Source organism: Massilia pseudoviolaceinigra (assembly GCF_030846505.1).
Taxonomy (GTDB): Bacteria; Pseudomonadota; Gammaproteobacteria; order Burkholderiales; family Burkholderiaceae_D; genus Telluria_A; species Telluria_A violaceinigra.
On record NZ_JAVCWL010000005.1, the window covers coordinates 1 to 21836 of the forward strand.

The following is a 21836-nucleotide window of genomic DNA, read 5'->3' on the forward strand; positions in this document are numbered from 1 at the left end:
CGAACTTTCAGCCGGTTCCGATGTCTTATACCAGGTCTTGCCTGCCCTGACGACGTGGTTTGCGGATGCGCCCCAGGCCAGCCTGCGGCGCTCGGTTCAGGTGTGGATCAACGCTCTGCTGGCGCGCGGAGCCAGCGAACGGGCATTGTTGGTGGTTGACAGTGTGGAGGAGGGTGCTGACATGAAAGGTAAGCTTGACACCTGGGCCGAGGAGTTCGAGGAACTCGGCTTTCAAAAGGGGTGTGCGCAAGGTAAGGCGGAAGGCGTAGCGGAAGGCGTAGCGCAAGGCGTCGCGCAAGGTAAGGCAGAAGGGCAAGTCATCGCACTGCGCGGTGCGCTCAAAAGCCTGTTGCGCGTGAGGTTCGGCGACATCCCGGAACCGGCTGCGCAACGGATTGACCGCGCCACGCAGGCAGAACTTGAAGGCTGGATCGAGCGCAGTATCGACTCACCCAGCTTGCCCGCGCTGTTCGGCGATGACGCGGCGCCCGCCTGAGCGCGCCGCGTCCAGGCTTACTTGAGCATCGATTCCAGTGCAAACAGCTCGGCTGGCTCTTCGCGCCGGCGCACCAGGTGCACCGTGTCGCCGTCGACCATCACCTCGGCGGCGCGGCCGCGCGTGTTGTAGTTCGACGACATCGTAAAACCGTAGGCGCCGGCCTGCATGATGGCCAGCAGGTCGCCCTGCGCCACGCTCAGTTCGCGCTCGCGCGCCAGCCAGTCGCCCGACTCGCATACGGGGCCGACCACGTCATAGCTCACGGCCGGCTGCGTGCCCGCCCGCACCTGCTGCACATCCATCCAGGCCTGGTACAGGGTCGGGCGCATCAGGTCGTTCATGGCCGCGTCGACGATGCAGAAATTCTTTTCGGCGCCCGGTTTCAGGAACTCGACGCGGGTGAGCAGCACGCCGGTGTCGCCCACGATGGCGCGGCCGGGCTCGAAAATCACCTTGATCGGGGCGCCGCCATAACTCGCCGCGCGCCAGGCATCGATGCGCGCGAACACGCGTCCCAGGTAGTCGCCCACCGGCACCGGCGGCGCGTCGCCCGCGGCGCCGTAGTTGATGCCGATGCCGCCGCCCATGTCCAGATGGTCGAGCACGATGCCTTCGGCGCCGAGCGCGTCGACCAGTTCGATCAGCTTGTCGAGCGCTTCGAGCAGGGGGGCGTCGTCCAGCAGCTGCGAGCCGATGTGGCAATCGATCCCGACCGCGGTCAGGTGCGGCAGGCTGGCGGCGGTGCGGTAGGTGGCCAGCGCATCGTCGAAGGCCACGCCGAATTTGTTCGCTTTCAGGCCGGTGGCGATGTACGGATGGGTCTTGGCATCGACGTTCGGGTTCACGCGCAGCGACACGCGCGCCTGCTTGCCCATGGCGCCGGCCACTTCGTTCAAGCGGTGCAGCTCGGGAATCGATTCGACGTTAAAGCACAGGATATCGTGCGACAGCGCCAGGCGCATTTCCTCGACGGTCTTGCCGACGCCCGAAAAGATCACCTTGGCCGGATCGCCGCCGGCGGCGATCACGCGCAGCAGTTCGCCGCCCGAGACGATGTCGAAACCGGCCCCGCGGCGCGCCAGCAGGTCGAGGATGGCCAGGTTGGAATTGGCTTTCATCGCATAGCAGACCAGCGCATCGCGCCCGGCGCAGGCGTCGGCGAAGGCGTCGAAGTTCTCCAGCAGCGCCGCTTTTGAATACACATAGGTCGGCGTGCCGAACTGTTCAGCGATGCGGGACAGGGGGGTGCGTTCGGCGTGCAGGACGCTGTCCAGGTGAAAGAAATGCGGCATGGTTTATTGGGCAGCGGGAGAAGAGGGTGGGGGCGGCGTGGTCGGCAGAGTGGCGGCTGCGTTGGCGGGTACGGCGGGCTTGGCGGGCGGCTTGGGCAGGTACAGCGGACCGGTCTGGCCGCAGCCTGCCAGCAAGCCAAAGACCACGGCGGCGATGCCGATATTGAGCGCAGATGAAGACTTCACGATTAGAATCACGGTTTGATTGGCAGACCTTGGAGTGTAGCATGAGCGAAAAAGAATTTTTGGACCTGGCCGAAACGACCCTGAACAAGATCGAAGAGGCGATGGACCGGCTGAACGACGAGGATGTCATCGATGTCGAGTGCAAGCGCAGCGGCAACGTGCTGGAGATCGAGTTCATCGACAACGGCAGCAAGATCATCGTCAACAGCCAGGCGCCGATGCAGGAACTGTGGGTGGCGGCCAAGTCGGGCGGCTTCCACTACAAACGCGTCGACGGCGCCTGGATCAACACGCGCGACGGCAGCGAACTGTTCGCCGCCTTGTCGGACCTGGCCAGCGCCCAGGGCGGGGCCCGCGTCACGCTCTGACGGCAAGATAAACCGGGGTCAGACCCCGGTGTTGCTGGTTGGGGTCTGACCCCGGTTGATCTTGCCGGGTCTGACCCCCGGTCCACCATGCTTGATCAGAACAGTTCGTTCTTGACCGCGTCCTTGACCTTTTCCTCGGCCGGCGTGCCGCGCGCGCCGATGTCGAGGCTCTGCACTCCCGTGCCGGGCGGATTCTCGACATAGTAATAGTCGTCGCCGGACATCACCAGCCCCTCGGGCACCGCCCGCTCCTCGTTCGGCACGCCCTTGAGCGCCTTTTGCATGTAGCCGATCCAGATCGGCAGGGCCAGCCCACCGCCGGTTTCCTTGTTGCCCAGGTTCTTCGGCTGGTCGTAGCCGATCCACGCGATGCCCACCAGTTTCGGGGTGTAGCCGGCGAACCAGGCATCGATCGAATCGTTGGTGGTGCCGGTCTTGCCGGAAATGTCGGTGCGCTTGAGCGACAGGGCCTTGGTGGCCGTGCCGAAGCGCACCACATCCTTGAGCATGCTGTCGACCAGGAAGGCATTGCGCGCATCGATCACCCGGTTCGCTTCGTCGCCCGACTTGTCGGGCGTCGCTTGCGACAGGATCTTGCCGCTGCTGTCGGTGACCTTCGAGATCAGGTAGGGGCTGACCCGGAAACCGCCATTGGCGAACACGGCGTAAGCGCCGGCCAGCTGCAGCGGCGTGGTCGAGCCCGCACCGAGCGCCAGGGTCAGGTAGGGCGGGTTCTTCTCGGACTCGAAGCCGAAGCGGGTCGTGTATTCCTGGCCATACTTGGCGCCGATCTTGTTGAGGATGCGGATCGAAATCATGTTTTTCGACTTGGTCAGCCCGCGCCGCATGGTCATCGGCCCTTCGTACTTGTTGTCGTAATTCTTAGGTTCCCACGCCTGGCCGCCGGTCTGGCCGGCGTCGAACGAGATCGGGGCATCGTTGATGATGGTCGCCGGCGACAGGCCGCGCTCGAGCGAGGCCGAATAGATGAACGGCTTGAACGAGGAACCGGGCTGGCGCCAGGCTTGCGTGACGTGATTGAACTTGTTGCGGTTGTAGTCGAAGCCGCCCACCAGCGCGCGGATCGCGCCATCGGTGGCGTCGGCCGCCACGAAGGCCGACTGCACTTCCGGCATCTGCGTGACCGACCAGGCCGTCCCGCCATCCTGGCTGATGCGGATCACCGCGCCGCGCTTGACGCGCCGGTTGGCCGGGGCCTTGCTCGAGAGCCAGTTCTGGGCGAATGCCAGGCCGGTACCGCTGATCTTGACTTCCTCGCCCGAAGCCGTCACGGCGGTGATGCCGGTGGGCGACGCCTGCAGCACCATGGCGGCGATGATGTCGTCGCTGTCGGGGTGCTCGGCCAGCGCGTTTTCGATCGCTTCGTCGGCTTCTTCCTTCGCCTGCGGGATCTCGATATACGATTCCGGGCCGCGGTAAGGGTGGCGCCGCTCGTACTCCATCACGCCGCGGCGCAGGGCCAGGTAGGCCGCATCCTGGTCGGCCTTGGTGATGGTGGTGAACACGTTCAGGCCGCGCGTATAGGTTTCTTCCTTGAACTGCTCGTACACCAGCTGGCGCGCCATTTCGGCCACGTATTCGGCGTGCACGCCGAATTCGCTGCTGTCGGTCTTGATGCGCAGCGTCTCGGCCTTGGCGGTGTCGAACTGGGGCGTGGTGATGTAGCCCAGCATGTGCATGCGCTGCAGGATGTATTGCTGGCGCGTGCGCGCGCGCTTGGGGTTGACCACCGGGTTGTAGGCCGACGGCGCCTTCGGCAAGCCGGCCAGCATCGCGGCCTCGGCCACGGTGATGTCCTTCAGGTTCTTGCCGAAGTAGATCTGGGCCGCCGAGGCGAAGCCGTAGGCGCGCTGGCCCAGGTAGATCTGGTTCATGTAGACCTCGAGGATCTGGTCCTTGGTCAGGTTTTGCTCGATCTTCCAGGCCAGCAGCACTTCATACGCCTTGCGCTTGAGCGTCTGCTCGCTCGACAGGAAGAAATTGCGCGCCACCTGCTGGGTGATGGTCGAGGCGCCCTGCTTGGCGCCGCCGGTGGCGTTGTGCAAGGCCGCGCGCAGGATGCCGGTGTAGTCGACCCCGCCGTGCTGGTAGAAGCGGTCGTCTTCGATCGCCAGCACCGCCTTCTTCATGACCTCGGGAATGTCCTTGATGTGCACCAGGTTGCGCCGTTCTTCGCCGAACTCGCCGATCAGCACATTATCGGCCGAAAAAATCCGCAAGGGCATCTTGGGGCGGTAGTCGGTCAGCGTGTCGAGCGGGGGCAGATTCGGGTAGGCCATGGCCAGCGCGAACACCACGACCAGCAAGCCGATCAGGGCCGTGCCGGTCAGGCTGCCGAGGACAATTAACAACAGTCGCTTGGGCGAGCGCGCGCGGGCAGGGCGCGACGGGGAAGAGGGGTTGGCGTCCGGCTTGGAAGAGCTCATGCGGGTCGAATCTTTCGCTTTATGGGTGCCCCTCATTATAATGCACCGCCACTGCCTGCGGCACATCGCCAACTACTTGCCTTTAGGAACATTTGTGACCCCCGAACAACTGTGATGACCCATAGTTCACAGAGTGTCGCATTCCAGCCCACAGGCATAAAATTTCAAAACAGAAATACCTTTACATGGGATCACGCTTATTGCTACGATTTAATGTACTGCCTTATGTATGGATGCTAAATGGCGGTTTTGTAACAAATTCCCCGCGTCGGGCACTTTCATTTTTGGTTCTGCAAGGCCCGTTTTGCAGCGTAAGCATTGATTATAGGTAGGTAAGGGAGTACGGTCTTGATGGTCAATTTAGGTTCCTTGTTCGGTCAATCCAGCCCGCCTCTGCTCGGCCTGGACATCAGCACGTCCGGCGTCCGGCTGGTTGAGCTGGTCGTGGTCGGCAAAAACGAGCTGCGTCTCGAACGCTACGCGTCCGAACCGTTCCCGCGTGGTGCGGTCGTCGACGGAAACATCGAAAATATCGAGCAGGTATCGGAGGCGGTGCGCCGCGTCTGGAAGAAAAGCGGTACCCGCGTCAAGCTGGTTGCGCTCGGCATGCCGCCGGCATCGGTGATCACGAAAAAGATCATCCTGCCGGCCGGCATGTCCGAAGACCAGCTCGAAGTGCAGGTAGAGTCCGAGGCGAGCCAGTACATTCCCTTCGCGCTCGACGAGGTCAGCCTCGACTTCGACGTGATCGGACCGGCCGCCAATTCGGCCGACGACATCGACGTCATGCTGGCCGCTTCGCGCAAGGAAAAGGTCGAGGACCGCGTGGCGATTGCCGAAGCGGCCGGCCTGACCGCGGTGGTGATGGATATCGAATCGTATGCGGCGCGCGCCGCGCTCGAACGCGTGACGTCGCAGATGAAGGGTTCCGAAGGCCAGATCGTGGCGCTGTTCCAGATCGGCGCCCAGGTCACCCATATCTCGGTCATGCTCAACGGCGAAACCATTTACGAGCGCGAGCAACCGTTCGGCGGCAACCAGCTGACCCAGGATATCGTGCGCTCGTACGGCCTGTCGTTCGACGAAGCCGACGCCAAGAAGAAAGCGGGCGACCTGCCCGACAACTTCCAGGCCGACCTGCTCGCCCCGTTCCTCGAAAATGCCGCTCTCGAAGTGACCCGCGCGATCCAGTTCTTCTACACCTCCACGCCCTACACCCGGATCGATCAACTGTTCCTGGCCGGTGGCTGCGCGCTCATTCCGGGCCTGCTCGACATCGTGGCGAGCCGTACCAAAATTTCCAGTGCGGTGGTATCGCCTTTCAAAGGCATGTCGCTGGGCCCGTCCGTGCGCGAGCAGCAATTGCGCACTGAGGCCCCCGCCTACCTTGTTGCCTGCGGGCTGGCCCTGCGGAGGTTTGGCTGATGATCAGAATTAACCTGCTTCCCCACCGGGAAGAAAAGCGCAAGCAAAAGAAGAGTGCCTTTGTTGCCCTGATGGCCTTGTCGGCCGTGATCGGCGTGCTGGTCGTGATGGCGGTCGGCGGTTACAACGCGCGCCGCATCTCGATTCAGGAGGAACGCAATGGCGTGCTGAAAGCGGCTATCGTCGAACTCGACAAGAAAATCGTCGAAATCGCCGCCCTGAAACAGGAAATCGAAGCGCTCAAGGCACGCCAGCAAGCGGTCGAAGATTTGCAGGGCGACCGCAACCAGCCGGTCTATCTGCTCGACGAACTGGTCAGGCAGACTCCGCAAGGCGTCTACCTCAAGTCGTTCAAGCAGGATGGCCAGCGCGTCACCGTGGGCGGTTTCGCCCAGTCGCAGGAACGGGTTGCCGAATTGCTGCGCAATATCGCCGGCAATTCGCCATGGCTCGAGCGTCCCGACCTGACCGAGGTACGCGCGGTGCAACTGGCGCAGAGTAAAACCGGCAAGAAAGTCGTCGAGTTTTCGCTGAACCTGTACATCAAGCGTCAGCGCGAGAAGGATGAAGCGCTCAAGCCGGGCCAGAAACCGGCCGCCGGCGCCACTGCTGCCGCCCCCGGCTCACCGGTTCCCGCGACAGCGGCCCCCTAGCCAGAACGGATCGAGAGAATGAATATAGACCTGAAATCGCTGGGTGGCTCGCTCAGCTCCCAGTTCCAGAACCTGGGAGACCGCCCGCCCGGACAATGGCCGATCGCTCCGCGCATCCTGTGCGGCATCGGCGTCATGGCGGCGGTCGTCACGGCTGGCCACTTTTTGTACTGGAGCACCCAGTTCGAAGAGTACGACCAGCTCGCTGCCACCGAGCTGACCCTGCAGGGCGAGTACAAGACCAAGGTCGCCCAGGCGATCAACCTCGAAGCCCTGATCGCCCAGAAGGCGCAGGTGGACCAGTATGTCGAGCGCCTGCAGAAGCAATTGCCGAGCAAGGCTGAAATGGCGGCCCTGCTGTCGGACATCAACCAGGCCGGCGTCGGCCGCGGCCTGTCGTTCGACCTGTTCAAGCCGGGCCAGGTGGTGGTGCGCGATTACTACGCCGAACTGCCGATCGATATCCGGGTGTCCGGCACTTACCATGACATTGGCGCCTTCGCCAGCGACATGGCCAACCTGCCGCGCATTGTGACGCTCAACAATATGGCCCTGACGACCAACAAGGATGGCGGTCTGGTGCTCGAAGCGGTCGCCAAGACGTTCCGCTACCTCGACCCCGAAGAAGCGAACGCGCAACGCAAGATCAAGGCCGACCGCGACAAGAAGGCCAAAGATGGCAAAGGGGCCGCGTAAATGACCACCACACGTAACAGCCTCGCGCTGCTGATCTGCGCGGGCCTGCTGGCCGGCTGCGGCGACAGCGACGTCCAGGAAGTCAATGCATGGATGGACCAGACCAAGAAGGAAACCAAGGTCGACGTCCCGCCGCTGACCGAACCGAAAACCTTCGTCCCGTTTGCCTACAGCACCGCTGGAGAAATCGACCCGTACGATCCGAACAAGCTGCTGGCAGAGCTGGCGCGGGCCGCCAACGGGGCCAATAATCCGCTCAAGCCGGACCCGGACCGGCGCAAGGAGCCGCTCGAAGCCTTCCCGCTCGACACCATGTCGATGGTGGGCAGCATGAAATCGAAAGGTGTCACCTATGCGCTGGTACAGATCGACAAGACCATGTACCACGTCAAGCCAGGCGACCGGGTGGGCCAGAATTTCGGCATCATCACCGGCGTGAACGATGAAGCAATCAGTATCAAGGAAACCGTCCAGGACGCCGGTGGCGAATGGATCGAACGTCCCACCAAGCTAGAGTTGCAGGAAAGTAAGGAGAAGAAATGATCGCACTGAGAATGAATGGCACCGCCCTCATGGGCGCGGTGATCCGCATGGGCGCATTACTGGCTCTGGCCCTTGGCGCCAACAACGCCCTGGCGCAAGACAACGCGATCGAATCGATCACGGCCAACCAGCAGGGCTCGAATGTGGTGGTGAACGTGGCGATGAAAACCGCCCCGACCAAATTGCCGATCGGCTTTTCGATCACCAATCCGACCCGCATCGCCCTCGATTTCGGCGCCACGGTCAATGCCACCGGCAAGACGGCCCAGGACGTGAACCTGGCCGACGTGCGCGGCATTAACGTGGTCCAGGCCGGCACCCGCACGCGCCTGGTGCTGAACCTGAAGCGTCCGCTCAACTACGCCACCGCCATCGACGGCAAGTCGATCATCGTCACCATCGACGGTTCCGGCGGCGTGGCGCAAGCGGTCGACAGCGTCGGCAAGCCGGTGCTCAACGGCGCTTCCTCTTCCTCGGCGCCGCTGGCGTCGGAACAGGCTGGCAAGCGCCAGGTCCTGCGCGACCTCGACTTCCGCCGCGGCGCCAACGGCGAAGGCCGGGTCGTGGTCGACCTGCCGAACAGCCAGGTGGCCGTCGACGTGCGCCAGGTTGGCAACACGGTGGTGGTCGATTTCATGAAAACCGGCTTGCCGGAAACCCTGCGCCGCCGTCTCGACGTGACCGACTTCGGCACCCCGGTGTCGCAGATCACGACCGTGCCGCAGGGCGACAATGTGCGCATGACCGTGGAAGCGCGCGGCCTGTGGGAACAGACCGTGTACCAGAGCGATACGCAGCTGGTCATCGACGTCAAGCCGATCAAGGAAGATCCGAACAAGCTGACCCAGGGTACCCAGGGCTACCGCGGCGAGAAAATCTCGTTCAACTTCCAGAACGTGGAAGTGCGCGCCGCGCTGCAGGCAATCGCCGACATCTCGGGCCTGAACATCATCACCAGCGATTCGGTCAGCGGCAACCTGACTCTGCGCCTGAAGGAAGTGCCATGGGACCATGCGCTCGACGTCGTGCTGCAGGCCAAGGGCCTGGACATGCGCAAGAACGGTTCGGTGCTGTGGATCGCGCCGAAGGATGAACTGCTGACCAAGGAAAAGCTGGAACTCGAACAGCGCGCCCAGATCGCCGACCTCGAGCCGCTCAAATCGGAAATCTTCCAGCTCAACTACCAGAAGGCAGAATCGTTCCGCATGGTGTTCGGCCTCAATGCCGACGGTACGCCAATGGCCGACAGCGAGAGCAATCGCACCCGCATCCTGTCCAAGCGCGGCAGCGCCGTGATCGAACCGCGCACCAACCAGCTGTTCATTACCGACATCTCCTCGAAAATCGAAGACTTGCGCAAGCTGATCCAGAAGACCGACGTCGCTTCCAGGCAAGTGCTGATCGAAGCGCGCCTGGTCGAAGCCAGCGACGGCTTCAGCCGCAACCTGGGCGCCAAGATCGGCTTTGCCGACCTGCGCGGCCTGCGCGGCGGCGACGCCGGCTATGCTTACCGCGGCAACGAGCGCGTCGCCATCGGCGGCAACCTGGTCGGCATCGGCCAGGTCACCCGCCAGACCCCGGACACGGGCGATGGCTATACCAATACCACCATGCTGAACCTGCCGGCTGCCAATATCGGCGGCAACCCGGCCGCCTCGCTCGCTGCCAGCCTGTTCTCGGCTGCCGCCAACCGCTTCCTGAACCTGGAACTGTCGGCACTGGAAGCGGACGGCAAGGGCAAGATCATTTCCAGCCCGCGCGTGGTTACGGAAGACAAGAACGTGGCCGTGATCGAGCAAGGTGTCGAACTGCCGTACGAAAAGTCGACCAGCAGCGGCGCCACCTCGATCGAGTGGAAAAAAGCCAACCTGCGCCTGGAAGTGACGCCGCAGATCACGCCGGACGGCAATGTTGTGCTGGAAGTGAACGTCAACAAGGATTCCAAGGGCGAAGAAACCAGAGCCGGCTTTGCGATCAACACCCAGCACGTGCAAACCAAGGTGATGGTCGAAAATGGCGGTACGGTCGTGCTGGGCGGTATTTACCAGCAAACCGAAAGCAGCCAGGTCCAGAAGGTGCCGCTGCTGGGCGACCTGCCGGTCTTGGGCAATCTGTTCAAGAAAACTTCGCGGATCAACAACAAGACCGAACTGCTGGTCTTCATCACCCCCAAAATCGTCGCAGACCGTCTGTCGACGCGCTAACACCCGAATACATTTAATCAGGACTTAACATGCTGCCGACTTATTTACAACGCGCTTTCGCGAACCCTGTTCGCCTGCTGACCTGCGTCTCCATGGCCACGGCCCTGGCCGCATGCGGCGGCGGCGGAGGCTCCCCGGGCTCACAAACCTCGACCACCAACCCGGGTACCACCAACCCGGGCACCAACCCGGGCACCGTGACACCGGTGCCGGCCGAGCCGAAGATGACGCTGCAACTGGTTGACCCCAACGGCACGCCGATCACCACTCTCTCGGGCGGCCAGACCGGCCAGCTCAAGGCCACCGTGCTCAACGCCAACGGCAGCGTTGCCGTCAACGAGGTCGTCAAATTCAAAACCGACGACAAGCTGCTCCAGTTCACACCGGAATCGGCCACCGCGCTGACCAATGCCTCGGGCGTGGCGATCATTACCGTGAAGCCGGCCAGCGTGCTGGCGGCCGGTGCGGTCACGATCGGCGCCACCGTGGTCGCCAGCGGCAAGACCGCGGAAGCGGCGATCAACCTCGAGGTGGGCGCAGCCCCGCTGACGCTGGGCGAGCTCAAGTTCACGCCTGAACAGACCGACATCCTGCCAGCCTTCGGTACCGCCGTGCTGACCATTCCGGTGACCACCGGCGGCGTCGGCGCCACCACCGTACCTGGCCTGACCATCAATTCCCTGTGCGCCGGCGACGGTACCGCATCGCTGGTGCTCGGCTCGCTGTCGGACGGCAAGCAGCTGGTTACTTACACCAACAAAGGCTGCCTGCGCGTCACCGACACCATCACGGTCACGCTCGGCACCAACACGCAGACCATCAAGATCAACGTGGGCAAGGCCAATATCGGCACCATCCAGTTCGTCGGTTCGGACCTGAACGGCAGCTCGATCGTCCTGCGCGGTTCTGGCGGCTTGGGCCGTAAGGAATCGGCCATCCTGACCTTCCGCGTGCTCGACCAGAACAGCATCGGCCTGGCGGGCGTGGACGTGACCTTCAAGACCACCACCAGCACCGGCGGCCTGATCGTGCAGCCAACCAAGGCAACCTCGGATGCCGCCGGCAACGTCACCACCACCGTAGCCTCGGGCACCATTCCGACGCCGGTTCGCGTGATTGCGCAGGCATCGCGCAACGGCACCACCATCAACGGCCTGTCGGACAGCCTGATCATTTCGACCGGCCTGCCGATCCAGAAATCGATGTCGCTCAGCGCCGACAGCTACAATATCGATGGCTTGTTCTATGACAACGCGGTTGCGAAAGTCACCGTGATGCTGGCCGACCAGTACGGCAATCCGATTTCGGACGACACCGCGGTCAATCTGGTCACCGAGGGCGGCGCGGTTGCATTCTCAAACGAAGGCGGTTGCCGCACCAAGGGCGGCGGTTGCACGGTCGACTTCAAGAGCCAGGCGTTCCGTCCAAAGAACGGCCGCGTCACCGTGCTCGCTTACGTCCAGGGCATCGAAAACTTCACCGATGTCAATGGCGACGGCCAGTACAGCTGCACCAATTACGAGCAGGTGCAGCCAGTCGAACCGGGTACCCCATACCGTCCACTGGTCGATATCTGCAAACCAGGTTCGGGCGAGCCGTATACCGACCAGGGCGATCCGTTCCTCGATGCCGGTGGCGCTGACGTCGTGCTGGGCAATCCGCCAAAAGGCAGTACGCTCGACGGCAAGTACGATGTTCCGCGCGGCGATTTGCCGTTCCCGTACAACCATCCTGTCTACACCACGGCGGGCAACGGCCAGTGGGGCATCAACTACATCTGGCGCGAGGCCGAAATTATCTTCAGTGGCGACACCCCGATCTTCACCCGCCAGGTATTCGATCCGGCTACTTCCACCCTGCGCGACTGGACCGCTGCCGATGGCAATCCGTACCAGATCGTCGGCCTGTCCGGTAAGGATTGCAAGAACCAGACCCTGTATTTCCGCATTGCCGACGAGAACAACAATCCGCTGCCAAGCGGCACGACTGTTGGAACGGGCGACCTGGACAAGGTAGCCCCGGGCCTTCCATCGCCTAGCTCGGTTCCCGCGACCAACCGCATTGGTGGTACGGAGCACTTTGTCAACATCAAAACCGATCTGTTCTGCAGTGCGGGTGAATTCGTGATCCGGACCACGACGCCACGCGGCAAGTCAGTTGCTTCGCAGCTCTTCAAATCGGTTCCGTTCCCAACGACTCCTTGAAATCGGAGAATATCTTCCTGGTAGGGTTGATGGGCGCGGGCAAGACAACCATTGGCCGTATCCTTGCCAGGAAGCTAGGGAAACGCTTTATCGATTCCGATCACGAGATCGAGGCCCGTACCGGCGCCACGATCCCGTGGATTTTCGAAATCGAAGGCGAGGCGAGTTTTCGGCGCCGTGAGGCCGAGGTCATCCGTGACCTCACGGCGCAGGACGGTCTCGTCCTCGCCACCGGCGGCGGGGCCGTGCTCGACCCCGCCAGCCGTGCCTTCCTGAAACAACGTGGCCGCGTGGTTTACCTGCGCGCCAGCGTCAACAGCATCATGCTGCGCACCACCCACGACAAAAGCCGGCCGCTGCTCCAGACGGCCGACCCCCGCAAGAAACTCGAAGAATTGACGGCCCAGCGCGAGCCGCTGTACCGCGAGATTGCCGATCTGGTGATCGACACGGGCCGACCTAACGTACAATCGATGGTCCAAACTATTCTGACGCAACTGTCCGCGCTCGGCCCAGCCGCCGCGAGAACAGGGCGCGGGCCCCAAATGCACACCTTGCAACCATCGCAGCCATCGATCACCGAACAATCCCGGATTTTCCTCAACGTCGACCTGGGCGAACGCAGCTACCCGATCACCATCGGCGCCGGTCTGCTGTCCGACCCGTCGCTGCTTGAGCGGCATATCGCCGGCCATAAGGTCGCCATTGTCACCAACACCACCGTGGCCCCGCTGTACCTCGAACGCGTGGCCGCGCCGCTGCGCGCCGCCGGGCGCGATGTGCTCGAAATCGTCCTGCCCGACGGCGAACAGTTCAAGAACTGGGACAGCCTGATGACCATCTTCGACGCCCTGCTGGCCAACAAATGCGACCGCAAGACCACCATGGTGGCGCTCGGCGGCGGCGTGATCGGCGACCTGACCGGGTATGCCGCCGCCAGCTACATGCGGGGCGTGCCCTTCGTCCAGATGCCGACCACCCTGCTCTCGCAGGTCGACTCCTCGGTCGGCGGCAAGACCGGCATCAACCATCCGCTGGGCAAGAACATGATCGGCGCCTTTTACCAGCCGCGCGCCGTGCTGGCCGATACCGCCTCGCTCGACACGCTGGCGCCGCGCGAACTGTCGGCCGGCCTGGCCGAAGTGATCAAGCATGGCGCCATCATCGACGCCGAATTTTTCGACTGGATCGAAGCGAACATCGGCAGGCTGATGGCGCGCGACCAGCAGGCGCTGGCGCACGCCATTTCGCGCTCCTGCGAAATCAAGGCCGACGTGGTGCGCCAGGATGAACGCGAGGGCGGCCTGCGCGCCATCCTCAACTTCGGCCACACCTTCGGCCACGCGATCGAAGCGGGCATGGGCTACGGCGCCTGGCTGCACGGCGAAGCGGTCGGCTGCGGCATGGTCATGGCGGCCGACCTGTCGCACCGCCTCGGCCTGGTCGACGCGGCCACCGTGGCGCGCATGCGGGCGCTGGTCGCCGCGGCCGGCCTGCCGACCGTCGCACCGGATCTGGGCACCGAACGCTGGCTCGAGTTGATGGAGGTCGACAAGAAGAACGAGGGCGGCGCCATCAAGTTCATCCTGCTCAAACCGCTCGGCAGCCCGAACATCACCAGCGCTCCGCGCGAGCAATTGCTGGCCACCCTGGCTGCCTGCGTCGGCTGACATGCATCCCGAAGCCCACCTCGCCCCGTACGCCGTGCACTCGGAGACGGCGCGCGGCCGGCGCCATGCCGAAACGTCGCACGCGTCGCGCAGCCAGTTCCAGCGCGACCGCGACCGCATCATCCACTGCTCGGCCTTCCGCCGCCTCGAATACAAGACCCAGGTCTTCCTCAATCACGAGGGCGACATGTTCCGCACGCGCCTCACCCACAGCCTCGAAGTGGCCCAGGTCGGGCGCTCGATGGCGCGCAACCTGCGCCTGAACGAAGATCTGGTCGAAGCGCTCGCGCTGGCGCACGACCTGGGCCATACGCCGTTCGGCCACGTGGGCCAGGATGTGCTCAACGAGTGCATGCAGGACCACGGCGGCTTCGAGCACAATCTGCAAAGCCTGCGCGTGGTCGACGAACTCGAAGAGCACTACGGCGCCTTCGATGGCCTGAACCTGATGTTCGATACGCGCGAGGGCATCCTCAAGCACTGCTCGCTGGCCAACGCCAAGCTGCTCGGTCCCGTGGCGCAGCGCTTCATCGACCGCACCCAGCCCTCGCTGGAAGCGCAGCTGACCAACCTGGCCGACGAAATTGCGTATAACAGCCACGATATCGACGATGGCCTGCGTTCAGGACTGATCACCATTGCGCAGCTGGAGGAAGTCGATTTTTTCGCGCGCCGCTGGCACGATGTGCAGAAGACCTATCCGGGCCTGTCGGGCCGGCGCGCCATTTACGAAACCTTGCGCCGCCTGATCACGGTGCTGGCCGACGACCTGATCGAAACGTCCAGCGTGCTGCTGGCCGAAGCGGCGCCGGCGGACGTGGACGCGGTGCGCACCAGCGGGCCGCTGATCCGCTTTTCCGACCCGATGCGCAAGGATGCGACGGAACTGAAGCGCTTTTTGCGCGCCAACCTGTATCGCCACTTCAAGGTGAACCGGATGCGCGTGAAAGCGAGCCGCATCGTGCGCGAGCTGTTCGACGCCTTCATGGCCGAACCGGTGCTGCTGCCGCCCGATTACCAGCTCGGCGGTGACGTCACGCGTCAGGCGCGCAAGATCGCCGACTACATCGCCGGCATGACGGACCGCTACGCGATCCGCGAACACCGGCGCATCTTCTCGCTCGATGATCTTTAATTGGATTAGAACAGGGAAGGCGCGGTCAGGTCCAGCAGCAGCTTCTTGACCGGCGCCGGCAGCGGTGCGCTGTCGATGCGTGCCAGGTCCCACCACAGATACGGCGCCGCCAGTGGCGCGCGCCGCGACAGCGATACCTGGAACGGCGCGATGTGCAGGCGATAGTGCGTGAACACGTGCACCAGCGGCAGCAGCGCCGATATCTCTTCCACCGTACCGAAGGCGCCCGCCAGCGGCGCCACCGCGTCGATGGCGAGCGCGCCGCGCACGGCATGGCCATCGACTTCCGGCAGCGACATCAGCCCGCCCCAGATGCCGCTCTGCGCGCGCTGTTCGAGCAGCACCTGGCCGCCCTCGGTCACCACCAGCACGGCAGCCTGTTTCTCGGGAATGGTCTTTTTCGGTTTGCGCACCGGCAGTTCGGCGGTGCGTCCGGTGGCGTGGGCCACGCAGCGCTCCTGCAGCGGGCAGCGCGGGCAATCGGGCTTGCTGCGCGTGCACAGCGTCGCGCCCAGGTCCATCAAGCCCTGCGTATAGGATTCGATGCCCGATTCGATGCCTTCAAGCGGCAGCAGCGCTTCGGCGCGCCGCCACAAGCCATCTTCGACCGCCTTCACGCCGGGGAATTCATCGATGCCGAACACGCGTGCGAACACGCGCTTGACGTTACCGTCCAGGATGGCGGCGCGCGTGCCGCTCGAAAACGCCGAAATGGCGGCCGCCGTCGAGCGTCCGATGCCGGGCAAATCGGCCAGCAGGGCCGGATCGCTCGGGAACACGCCGCCGTATTCCTCGACCACGCGCTTGGCGCAGGCGTGCAGGTTGCGCGCGCGCGTGTAGTAGCCAAGGCCGCTCCACTGCGCCATCACATCTTCCGATGGTGCCGCCGCCAGGTCGCGCAGGGTAGGAAAGCGCTCCAGGAAGCGCGCGTAGTAGGCCAGCACCGCGGCCACCTGCGTTTGCTGCAGCATGATTTCGGACAGCCAGATGCGGTAAGCGTCGCGCGTGTTCTGCCACGGCAGGGCGTGGCGCCCGTGCGACTTCTGCCAGTTGATGACGGCAGCGGAAAACGAAGGGTCTTCCAGCTGCCCGAACTCGGTCAGTCTTTTCACGCCGCCGCTTCGAGTGCCGCCGCCGTGGTGCGCTGCATGGCTGATTCGACGTTGCCGGCCAAATCGTTCAGACGCCCCTTGACCTTCTCCAGCGCGAACTGGCTCGCCTCGAACGATTCGATCTTCGTTTCCAGGCTGTCGGTCGCATCGTGGATGCGCTGGATCGACGCCAGGCGGTGCTTGAGCTGGTCCTTGTGCTGGCGGATCTGCGCTTCGAGCGGCGACATGATCACCTTCAGCCACGCTTCGACGTCGGCGTTGGCCGCGCGGTAGCTGCGCCGCACGCGCGAAGCGATCGAGTCGAAAAAGCGCTCGATCACGGCATCGCGGCTGGTGATGAGCAAGGTCGTGGTGCCGAACTGCTTGACGTAGACCTCTTCGATGGCGTCGACTTCCTTGCGGTATTTGTCGAGCGAGAGCGTCATCGGCACCGCAAGGCTCAGGCCATGTTCGGCGGCGAATTTACGGTACATCATTTCCATCATCTCGCTGATCTCGGCGATCTTGCCGTTCGAGACCTCGAGATTGGCGCGCGCCTGGTCGAAGAAGTGCTTGACCGGGCCGCGAATGCCGGTGGTGACGAAGCGCGATGCCGCCATCGCTTCGCGCACGGCGGCGATTTCCTTGTGCACGATGTCCATGCCGAGCGTGGTGTACAGCTCCGTGGACAGACGCGCGAACACGGCGCGCGTGCCCTGCAGCTTGAACAGGCTGCCGTCGAATTCCTTCTTCTCGACTTCGACGCGGCGCATCATGTGCGCGATCACGCCCTGGTTTTTTCCGCGCAGGCTTTTCAGTTCCTGCAGCTGCTCGACGATGTCGCGGATGCGCGCGCCGATGGTCGCCTGCTGGATGCTGACCACGGCGTTCAGGTCGTCCGAGAGCTGCTTGCGGATGATGTCCTGCTTGGCCGGAATGAGTTCGTTGAACAGGGCCGCTTCGAGCGCGCCCAGGCGGCTTTTCTCGAGCAGCGCCATGTCGCCGTTGATCTTGCCCACCAGCGCCTTTTGCGCCGACACCGGGAACACCTGGCGTGGTTCGAGGGCCAGCATGTGGGCCACGGTGGTTTGCTGGCGTTCGATCTCGGCGTCGTTTTCCGCCTCGGTCTTGAGTTCATCCCACATCGCGTCGATCTTGTTCATGACCACGATGCGCCCGGCGCCGGCGCCGATGTGCGTGCGCCAGACTTCGATGTCGCTCTTGGTCACGCCCGTTTCGGCGGCCAGGATGAACAGCACCGCGTGCGCGTTCGGGATCAGGTTCAGGGTCAGTTCCGGCTCGGTGCCGATCGCGTTCAGGCCAGGCGTGTCGAGAATGACCAGGCCTTGCTTGAGCAGCGGGTGAGGGAAGTTGATGATGGCGTGGCGCCACAGCGAAATTTCGATCTCGCCGTTGTCGTCGAGCGTGGCGGCGACGTCCGGATCGGTCTCGTCGAACAGGCCGTAGCGCTTCGCTTCCTCGACCTTGACGTGCTTGGTCATGCTGACCTGCTTGAAGGTCTCGTGCATTTCCTCGCCGGCGTCGAGCGAGAGCGGCAGCACGGTCCAGGCGGCGGGGTCGTCGCGGTAGTCGCTGGTCGACAGGTTGCTGGCGCGCGTTTCGATCGGCAGCAGGCGGATGCACGGCGGGAAGGCCGGGTCGTACATCAGCTCGGTCGGGCACATGGTGGTGCGTCCGGCCGCGGACGGCAGGATGCGCTGGCCGTAATCGGCAAAGAAAATCGCGTTGATCAGTTCGGATTTGCCGCGCGAAAATTCCGCCACGAACGCCACCGACAGCCGGTCATCGGCCAGGCGCGCCAGCGCGCGCGCAATGCGCTGCTCGGTTGCCGCGTCGGCCAGTTCGGCCGCGTTGACCCACATCTGATACTTCTCCAGCGCCATGGCCACGTCCTGACGCCATGCGCTGTACTGCTCAAAATCTTGCACCATTATGCTCACGTTGCCCTCGCGTACAGGTTCTTGCGAATCCTGCTCGATTGTCATTTTTGACAATTTACACAATAAAAAGTCGACCGCTGTCCCTGCTTGATCTGACGAATCTCTGCCCCACAGTTGCGGCAAGGCACTCCAGCACGATCATAGACGAAATATGTCTGTTGGAAATAGCCCGATTGGCCATTTACAGCAATAAAGTCACGTAAAGTGCTGCCCCCTTGCACAATAGCCTCAGACAGGATAAGGCGGATCGCCTCGGCCAGCCTGTTGTAGCGTTCCCGGCCGATGCGCGCGGCTGGCGTTTTCGGGTTAATTCCTGCCCGAAACAGGCTCTCGCAAGCGTAGATATTGCCCACGCCCACCACAATGTCGCCCGCCAGCAGCACCTGCTTGATCGGCGCCGAGCGCCTGCGCGTTTCGCGGTACAGCAATTCGCCCGAAAAACCGGCTTCCAGCGGCTCGACGCCGAGGCCGCGCAGCAGGATGTGCTGGTCGAGTTCGCCATCATCGCCGGGGTGCCACAGCACGGCGCCGAAGCGGCGCGGATCGTTCATGCGCAGCACCTGGCGCCCCGCGTCGCCCTCGACCACGAGGTCGAAATGGTCGTGTTTTTTCACCTCGGTGTCCGGCGGCAGCACGCGCAGGTGGCCGGACATGCCCAGATGGATGATCAGGGTGCCATGATCGAAGGCGATGAGCAAGTATTTGCCGCGCCGTCCCGTGTGCAGGATGCGCTGTCCGGCCAGCAAATCGGACAAACCCGGCGGAAACGGCCAGCGCAGTCCCTCCCGGCGCGTCAAGACGCTATCGACGATGCGGCCATCGATATGGGGCGCGACGCCGCGGCGGGTGACTTCGACTTCGGGCAATTCAGGCATGTCGGACAGGAAAATTTATGTTAGTGGCGGTGCGGCCCCGTACGCGAAGCGGGCGTTGGGCGTAGAATCGGAAATCATCGCTGTCATTCTGGAACCACCTTGAAAAACGCTTTCGTCATTGTAACCCTGTCCGGACTGCTCTCGGCGTGCGCCGTGGCGCCAACGCCTCACGCTCCCGCCCTGGCCGGCAGCGCGGCCGATGCCCAGGCGGACGCCCCCGCGCCCGCCGCCACGGCCGAACCCCTGCCGCCGGCTGCCGAGGTCCTCGCCGAAGGCGAACGCGCGTCCGCGCCGGACGAGCCATCGCCGGACCTGAAGCTGCCGCACGTGGCACTGACCAAGGAAATGCTCTACAAGCTGATGAAGGCCGAGCTGGAATTTCGCGGCGGCACCTGGCAGGGCCCGTACATGACCCTGATGGCCCTGGCCCAGCAGACGCGCGACCCGCGCCTGGCCCAGCGCGCCGCCGAAATGGCGCAGGCGGCCCAGAAGGGCAGCGAAGCGCTGGCCGCGATCCGCCTGTGGCGCGAACTGGCGCCCGAATCCGACGAAGCCGGCCAGTACTACATCGCCGCCTCCGTCATGGCCGACGACCTGGGCGAGGCGGGCGAGCTGTTCGCGGCGCGCCTGCGCGATGCCGCGCCCGCCAACCGTGGCATGGCCATGTACCAGATCCAGCAGCTGCTCACCCGCGCCAAGGACAAGGCCGCCGCCGGCGCGCTGCTCGAGCGCCTGCTGGCGCCTTACATCGCGATGAGCGAGGCGCGCGTGGTGCTGGCGCAGTCGGCCTATGCGCGCGGCGCCAGCGACGAAGCGCTGGCCCATGCGCAGGAAGCGCTGCGCATCAAGCCCGATTCCGAAATCGCCGTGCTGACCCTGGCCCAGGTCAGCGGCGAGCAGGGCGACGTCGGTTCCTTGCTGGCCAAGTTCCTCGCCGCCAATCCCGGGGCGCGCGAAGTGCGCGCGGCCCTGGCCCGCATCCTCGTCACGCAAAAGCAGTACGAGCCGGCGCGCAAGGAGTTTCTTGCCCTGCTCAAGGAGCAGCCGGACAATCCGGGCACCCTGTACGCCCTCGGCATCCTGTCGATGCAGCTGTCCGACCCGGCCGCGGCCGAAACCTACCTGGCCGGTTTCATCACGGCGCTCGACAAGAATCCGGGCGACGAGCGCGATCCGGCCAAGGTGCTGATCATGCTCTCGCAGCTGGCCGAAGATCGCGGCGACCTTGCCGCCGCCCGCGCATGGCTGGGAAAAATCGAACCGGAAGACGCGCCGGCCTGGTTCTCGGCGCAGTTGCGCAGCGCCCAGCTGATGGGCAAGCAGGGCGATCTGGATGGCGCACGCGCCTTCCTCGGCGCCCTCAAGGCCGAGGAGCCTGCCCAGCAGGTGCAAGTGGTGCTGGTGCAAAGCCAGGTGCTGCGCGACGCCGGCAAGATCGACGAGGCTTACGCGGTGATGGAGCAGGGCGCGGCGCGCTTTCCCTCCAACCCCGACCTGCTGTACGACTTCGCGCTGCTGGCCGAAAAACTCGGCCGCGTCGACGTGATGGAAAAAAACCTGCGCATGGTGATGGAGCAGGCGCCCGACAACCACCACGCCTATAACGCGCTGGGCTACTCGCTGGCCGAGCGCAATGTGCGCCTGGACGAAGCGCTGGCGCTGATCGACAAGGCCCTCAAAATGGCCCCGTCCGACCCCTTCATCATGGACAGCATGGGCTGGGTCCAGTACCGCCTGGGCAACCTGAACGAAGCCGAGGCGCATCTGCGCCGCGCCTACGCCTTGCGCAACGATCCCGAAATCGCCGTGCACCTGGGCGAAGTGCTGTGGCACAAGGGCCAGAAATCCGACGCCCAGCAGCTGTGGCGCGAAGCGCGTGCCAAGGACCCCAAGAACGACACGCTCAAGAGCACGCTCGCGCGCCTGCAGCTCAAGCTGTGATGGGTCATAATGCCGCGCATCTCCTTTACGCCGTCGGATTGCCATGATGCTCAGATCTAAAACCCGCTTCCTTGCCCTGGCGTGCGCCGCGCTGCTGTCGGCCTGCGTCACCGCGCCGACCAACCTGTCCAAGGCCAGCGTGGCAGCCTACCGCGAAGCCATCGAGCTGAACGGCCGCCTGACCGTGAACTACCAAAAAGATGGCCAGACCGAGACCCTGACCGGCAAGTTCGCCTGGAACCAGACTCCCGCCGCGGTCAACGTCAGCCTCGCTTCGCCGCTCGGCCAGACCATCGCCACCATCAGCGTCACGCCCGATTCTGCCACCCTGGTCCAGGGCGACCGCGCCCCGCGCGTGGCGCGCGACATCGACACCCTGACCGCGCAAACGCTGGGCTGGTCGCTGCCCGTGTCGGGCTTGCGCGACTGGCTGCAGGGTTACGCCACCGGCGCCGACGGCCAGCGCTTTGCCGCCTCGCCCGCCGCCAACACGGTCACCACCGCCGATGGCTGGCGCCTGACCTTCGTGAGCTGGCAAGATCCGGACGCGGCCAAGCCGGTGCCCAAGCGCATCGACGTCGCCCGCGTCGCCAGCGCCACCGTGGAAGCGATGGAAATCCGCATCGTGATCGACCCGCAGGGCTGA

At 64.0% G+C, this 21836-nt stretch carries 18 protein-coding genes; 12 read left to right on the forward strand and 6 right to left on the reverse strand.

Annotation, left to right across the window (positions count from 1 at the left end; all coding sequences use genetic code 11):
* Positions 1 to 496: RpnC/YadD family protein (locus RBA40_RS06175; protein ID WP_510184481.1), on the forward strand; the 496-nt coding region annotated here is incomplete at its 5' end.
* Positions 497 to 513: 17 nt separating this feature from the next.
* Here the strand turns inward: RBA40_RS06175 and lysA are convergent.
* Complete coding sequence (gene lysA, locus RBA40_RS06180; RefSeq protein WP_306646813.1) at positions 514 to 1791, reverse strand: diaminopimelate decarboxylase; 1278 nt, start codon at positions 1789 to 1791, stop codon at positions 514 to 516.
* A gap of 3 nt (positions 1792 to 1794) precedes the next feature.
* The gene (gene lptM, locus RBA40_RS06185; RefSeq protein ID WP_306646815.1) at positions 1795 to 1977 is read right to left on the reverse strand and encodes an LPS translocon maturation chaperone LptM; all 183 of its coding nucleotides are present in this window, start codon (positions 1975 to 1977) and stop codon (positions 1795 to 1797) included.
* A gap of 41 nt (positions 1978 to 2018) precedes the next feature.
* Between lptM and cyaY the strand changes: the two genes are divergently transcribed.
* The gene (gene cyaY, locus RBA40_RS06190; protein ID WP_306624910.1) at positions 2019 to 2345 is read left to right on the forward strand and encodes an iron donor protein CyaY; all 327 of its coding nucleotides are present in this window, start codon (positions 2019 to 2021) and stop codon (positions 2343 to 2345) included.
* A 95-nt stretch (positions 2346 to 2440) separates the two neighbouring features.
* Here the strand turns inward: cyaY and RBA40_RS06195 are convergent, their stop codons facing one another.
* The gene (locus RBA40_RS06195; RefSeq protein ID WP_306646817.1) at positions 2441 to 4792 is read right to left on the reverse strand and encodes a penicillin-binding protein 1A; all 2352 of its coding nucleotides are present in this window, start codon (positions 4790 to 4792) and stop codon (positions 2441 to 2443) included.
* Positions 4793 to 5143: 351 nt separating this feature from the next.
* Between RBA40_RS06195 and RBA40_RS06200 the strand changes: the two genes are divergently transcribed.
* Genes RBA40_RS06200 through RBA40_RS06235 form a run of 8 tightly spaced genes read left to right on the forward strand, consistent with a single transcriptional unit; the run spans position 5144 to position 15322 of the window.
* The gene (locus RBA40_RS06200) at positions 5144 to 6217 is read left to right on the forward strand and encodes a pilus assembly protein PilM (protein ID WP_306647136.1); all 1074 of its coding nucleotides are present in this window, start codon (positions 5144 to 5146) and stop codon (positions 6215 to 6217) included.
* Positions 6217 to 6870: a PilN domain-containing protein gene (locus tag RBA40_RS06205; RefSeq protein WP_306646819.1), complete on the forward strand. Its 654-nt coding sequence runs from the start codon at positions 6217 to 6219 to the stop codon at positions 6868 to 6870. The genes RBA40_RS06200 and RBA40_RS06205 overlap by 1 nt, the downstream gene beginning before the upstream one ends.
* Positions 6871 to 6888: 18 nt before the next feature.
* Positions 6889 to 7566: a type IV pilus inner membrane component PilO gene (locus RBA40_RS06210; RefSeq protein ID WP_306646821.1), complete on the forward strand. Its 678-nt coding sequence runs from the start codon at positions 6889 to 6891 to the stop codon at positions 7564 to 7566.
* Positions 7567 to 8109 carry a pilus assembly protein PilP gene (locus tag RBA40_RS06215; RefSeq protein WP_306646823.1) on the forward strand — a complete coding sequence of 181 codons (543 nt, stop codon included), beginning with the start codon at positions 7567 to 7569 and terminating at the stop codon, positions 8107 to 8109.
* Positions 8106 to 10313, forward strand: a complete 2208-nt coding sequence (locus RBA40_RS06220) for a type IV pilus secretin PilQ (protein WP_374710461.1) — start codon at positions 8106 to 8108, stop codon at positions 10311 to 10313. Before RBA40_RS06215 ends, RBA40_RS06220 begins: the two co-directional genes overlap by 4 nt.
* A 29-nt stretch (positions 10314 to 10342) precedes the next feature.
* A complete protein-coding gene (locus RBA40_RS06225; protein ID WP_306646825.1) occupies positions 10343 to 12517 on the forward strand; it encodes a hypothetical protein in 2175 nt (724 codons plus the stop codon).
* Positions 12518 to 12546: 29 nt separating this feature from the next.
* Positions 12547 to 14187: a bifunctional shikimate kinase/3-dehydroquinate synthase AroKB gene (gene aroKB / locus RBA40_RS06230; protein ID WP_374710463.1), complete on the forward strand. Its 1641-nt coding sequence runs from the start codon at positions 12547 to 12549 to the stop codon at positions 14185 to 14187.
* A gap of 1 nt (position 14188) precedes the next feature.
* The gene (locus tag RBA40_RS06235; RefSeq protein ID WP_306646829.1) at positions 14189 to 15322 is read left to right on the forward strand and encodes a deoxyguanosinetriphosphate triphosphohydrolase; all 1134 of its coding nucleotides are present in this window, start codon (positions 14189 to 14191) and stop codon (positions 15320 to 15322) included.
* A 5-nt stretch (positions 15323 to 15327) separates the two neighbouring features.
* Here the strand turns inward: RBA40_RS06235 and mutY are convergent, their stop codons facing one another.
* From mutY to mutM, 3 genes are read right to left on the reverse strand one after another with little or no spacing between them, the layout of a single operon-like run.
* Positions 15328 to 16434: an A/G-specific adenine glycosylase gene (gene mutY / locus RBA40_RS06240; protein WP_306646831.1), complete on the reverse strand. Its 1107-nt coding sequence runs from the start codon at positions 16432 to 16434 to the stop codon at positions 15328 to 15330.
* Positions 16431 to 18365, reverse strand: coding sequence for a dynamin family protein (locus RBA40_RS06245; RefSeq protein WP_306646833.1), 1935 nt, complete (start codon positions 18363 to 18365; stop codon positions 16431 to 16433). The genes mutY and RBA40_RS06245 overlap by 4 nt, the downstream gene beginning before the upstream one ends.
* A gap of 50 nt (positions 18366 to 18415) precedes the next feature.
* Positions 18416 to 19249, reverse strand: coding sequence for a bifunctional DNA-formamidopyrimidine glycosylase/DNA-(apurinic or apyrimidinic site) lyase (gene mutM, locus RBA40_RS06250; RefSeq protein ID WP_306646835.1), 834 nt, complete (start codon positions 19247 to 19249; stop codon positions 18416 to 18418).
* 99 nt (positions 19250 to 19348) lie between these two features.
* Here mutM and RBA40_RS06255 point away from each other — a divergent pair, with 99 nt between their 5' ends.
* Together RBA40_RS06255 and RBA40_RS06260 are read left to right on the forward strand one after the other, a co-directional pair.
* Positions 19349 to 21190 (forward strand): tetratricopeptide repeat protein, encoded by a 1842-nt coding sequence (locus tag RBA40_RS06255; protein ID WP_306646836.1) that lies wholly within the window; start codon positions 19349 to 19351, stop codon positions 21188 to 21190.
* A gap of 43 nt (positions 21191 to 21233) precedes the next feature.
* On the forward strand, positions 21234 to 21836 hold the full coding sequence (locus RBA40_RS06260) for an outer membrane lipoprotein LolB (RefSeq protein WP_306646838.1): 603 nt from the start codon (positions 21234 to 21236) through the stop codon (positions 21834 to 21836).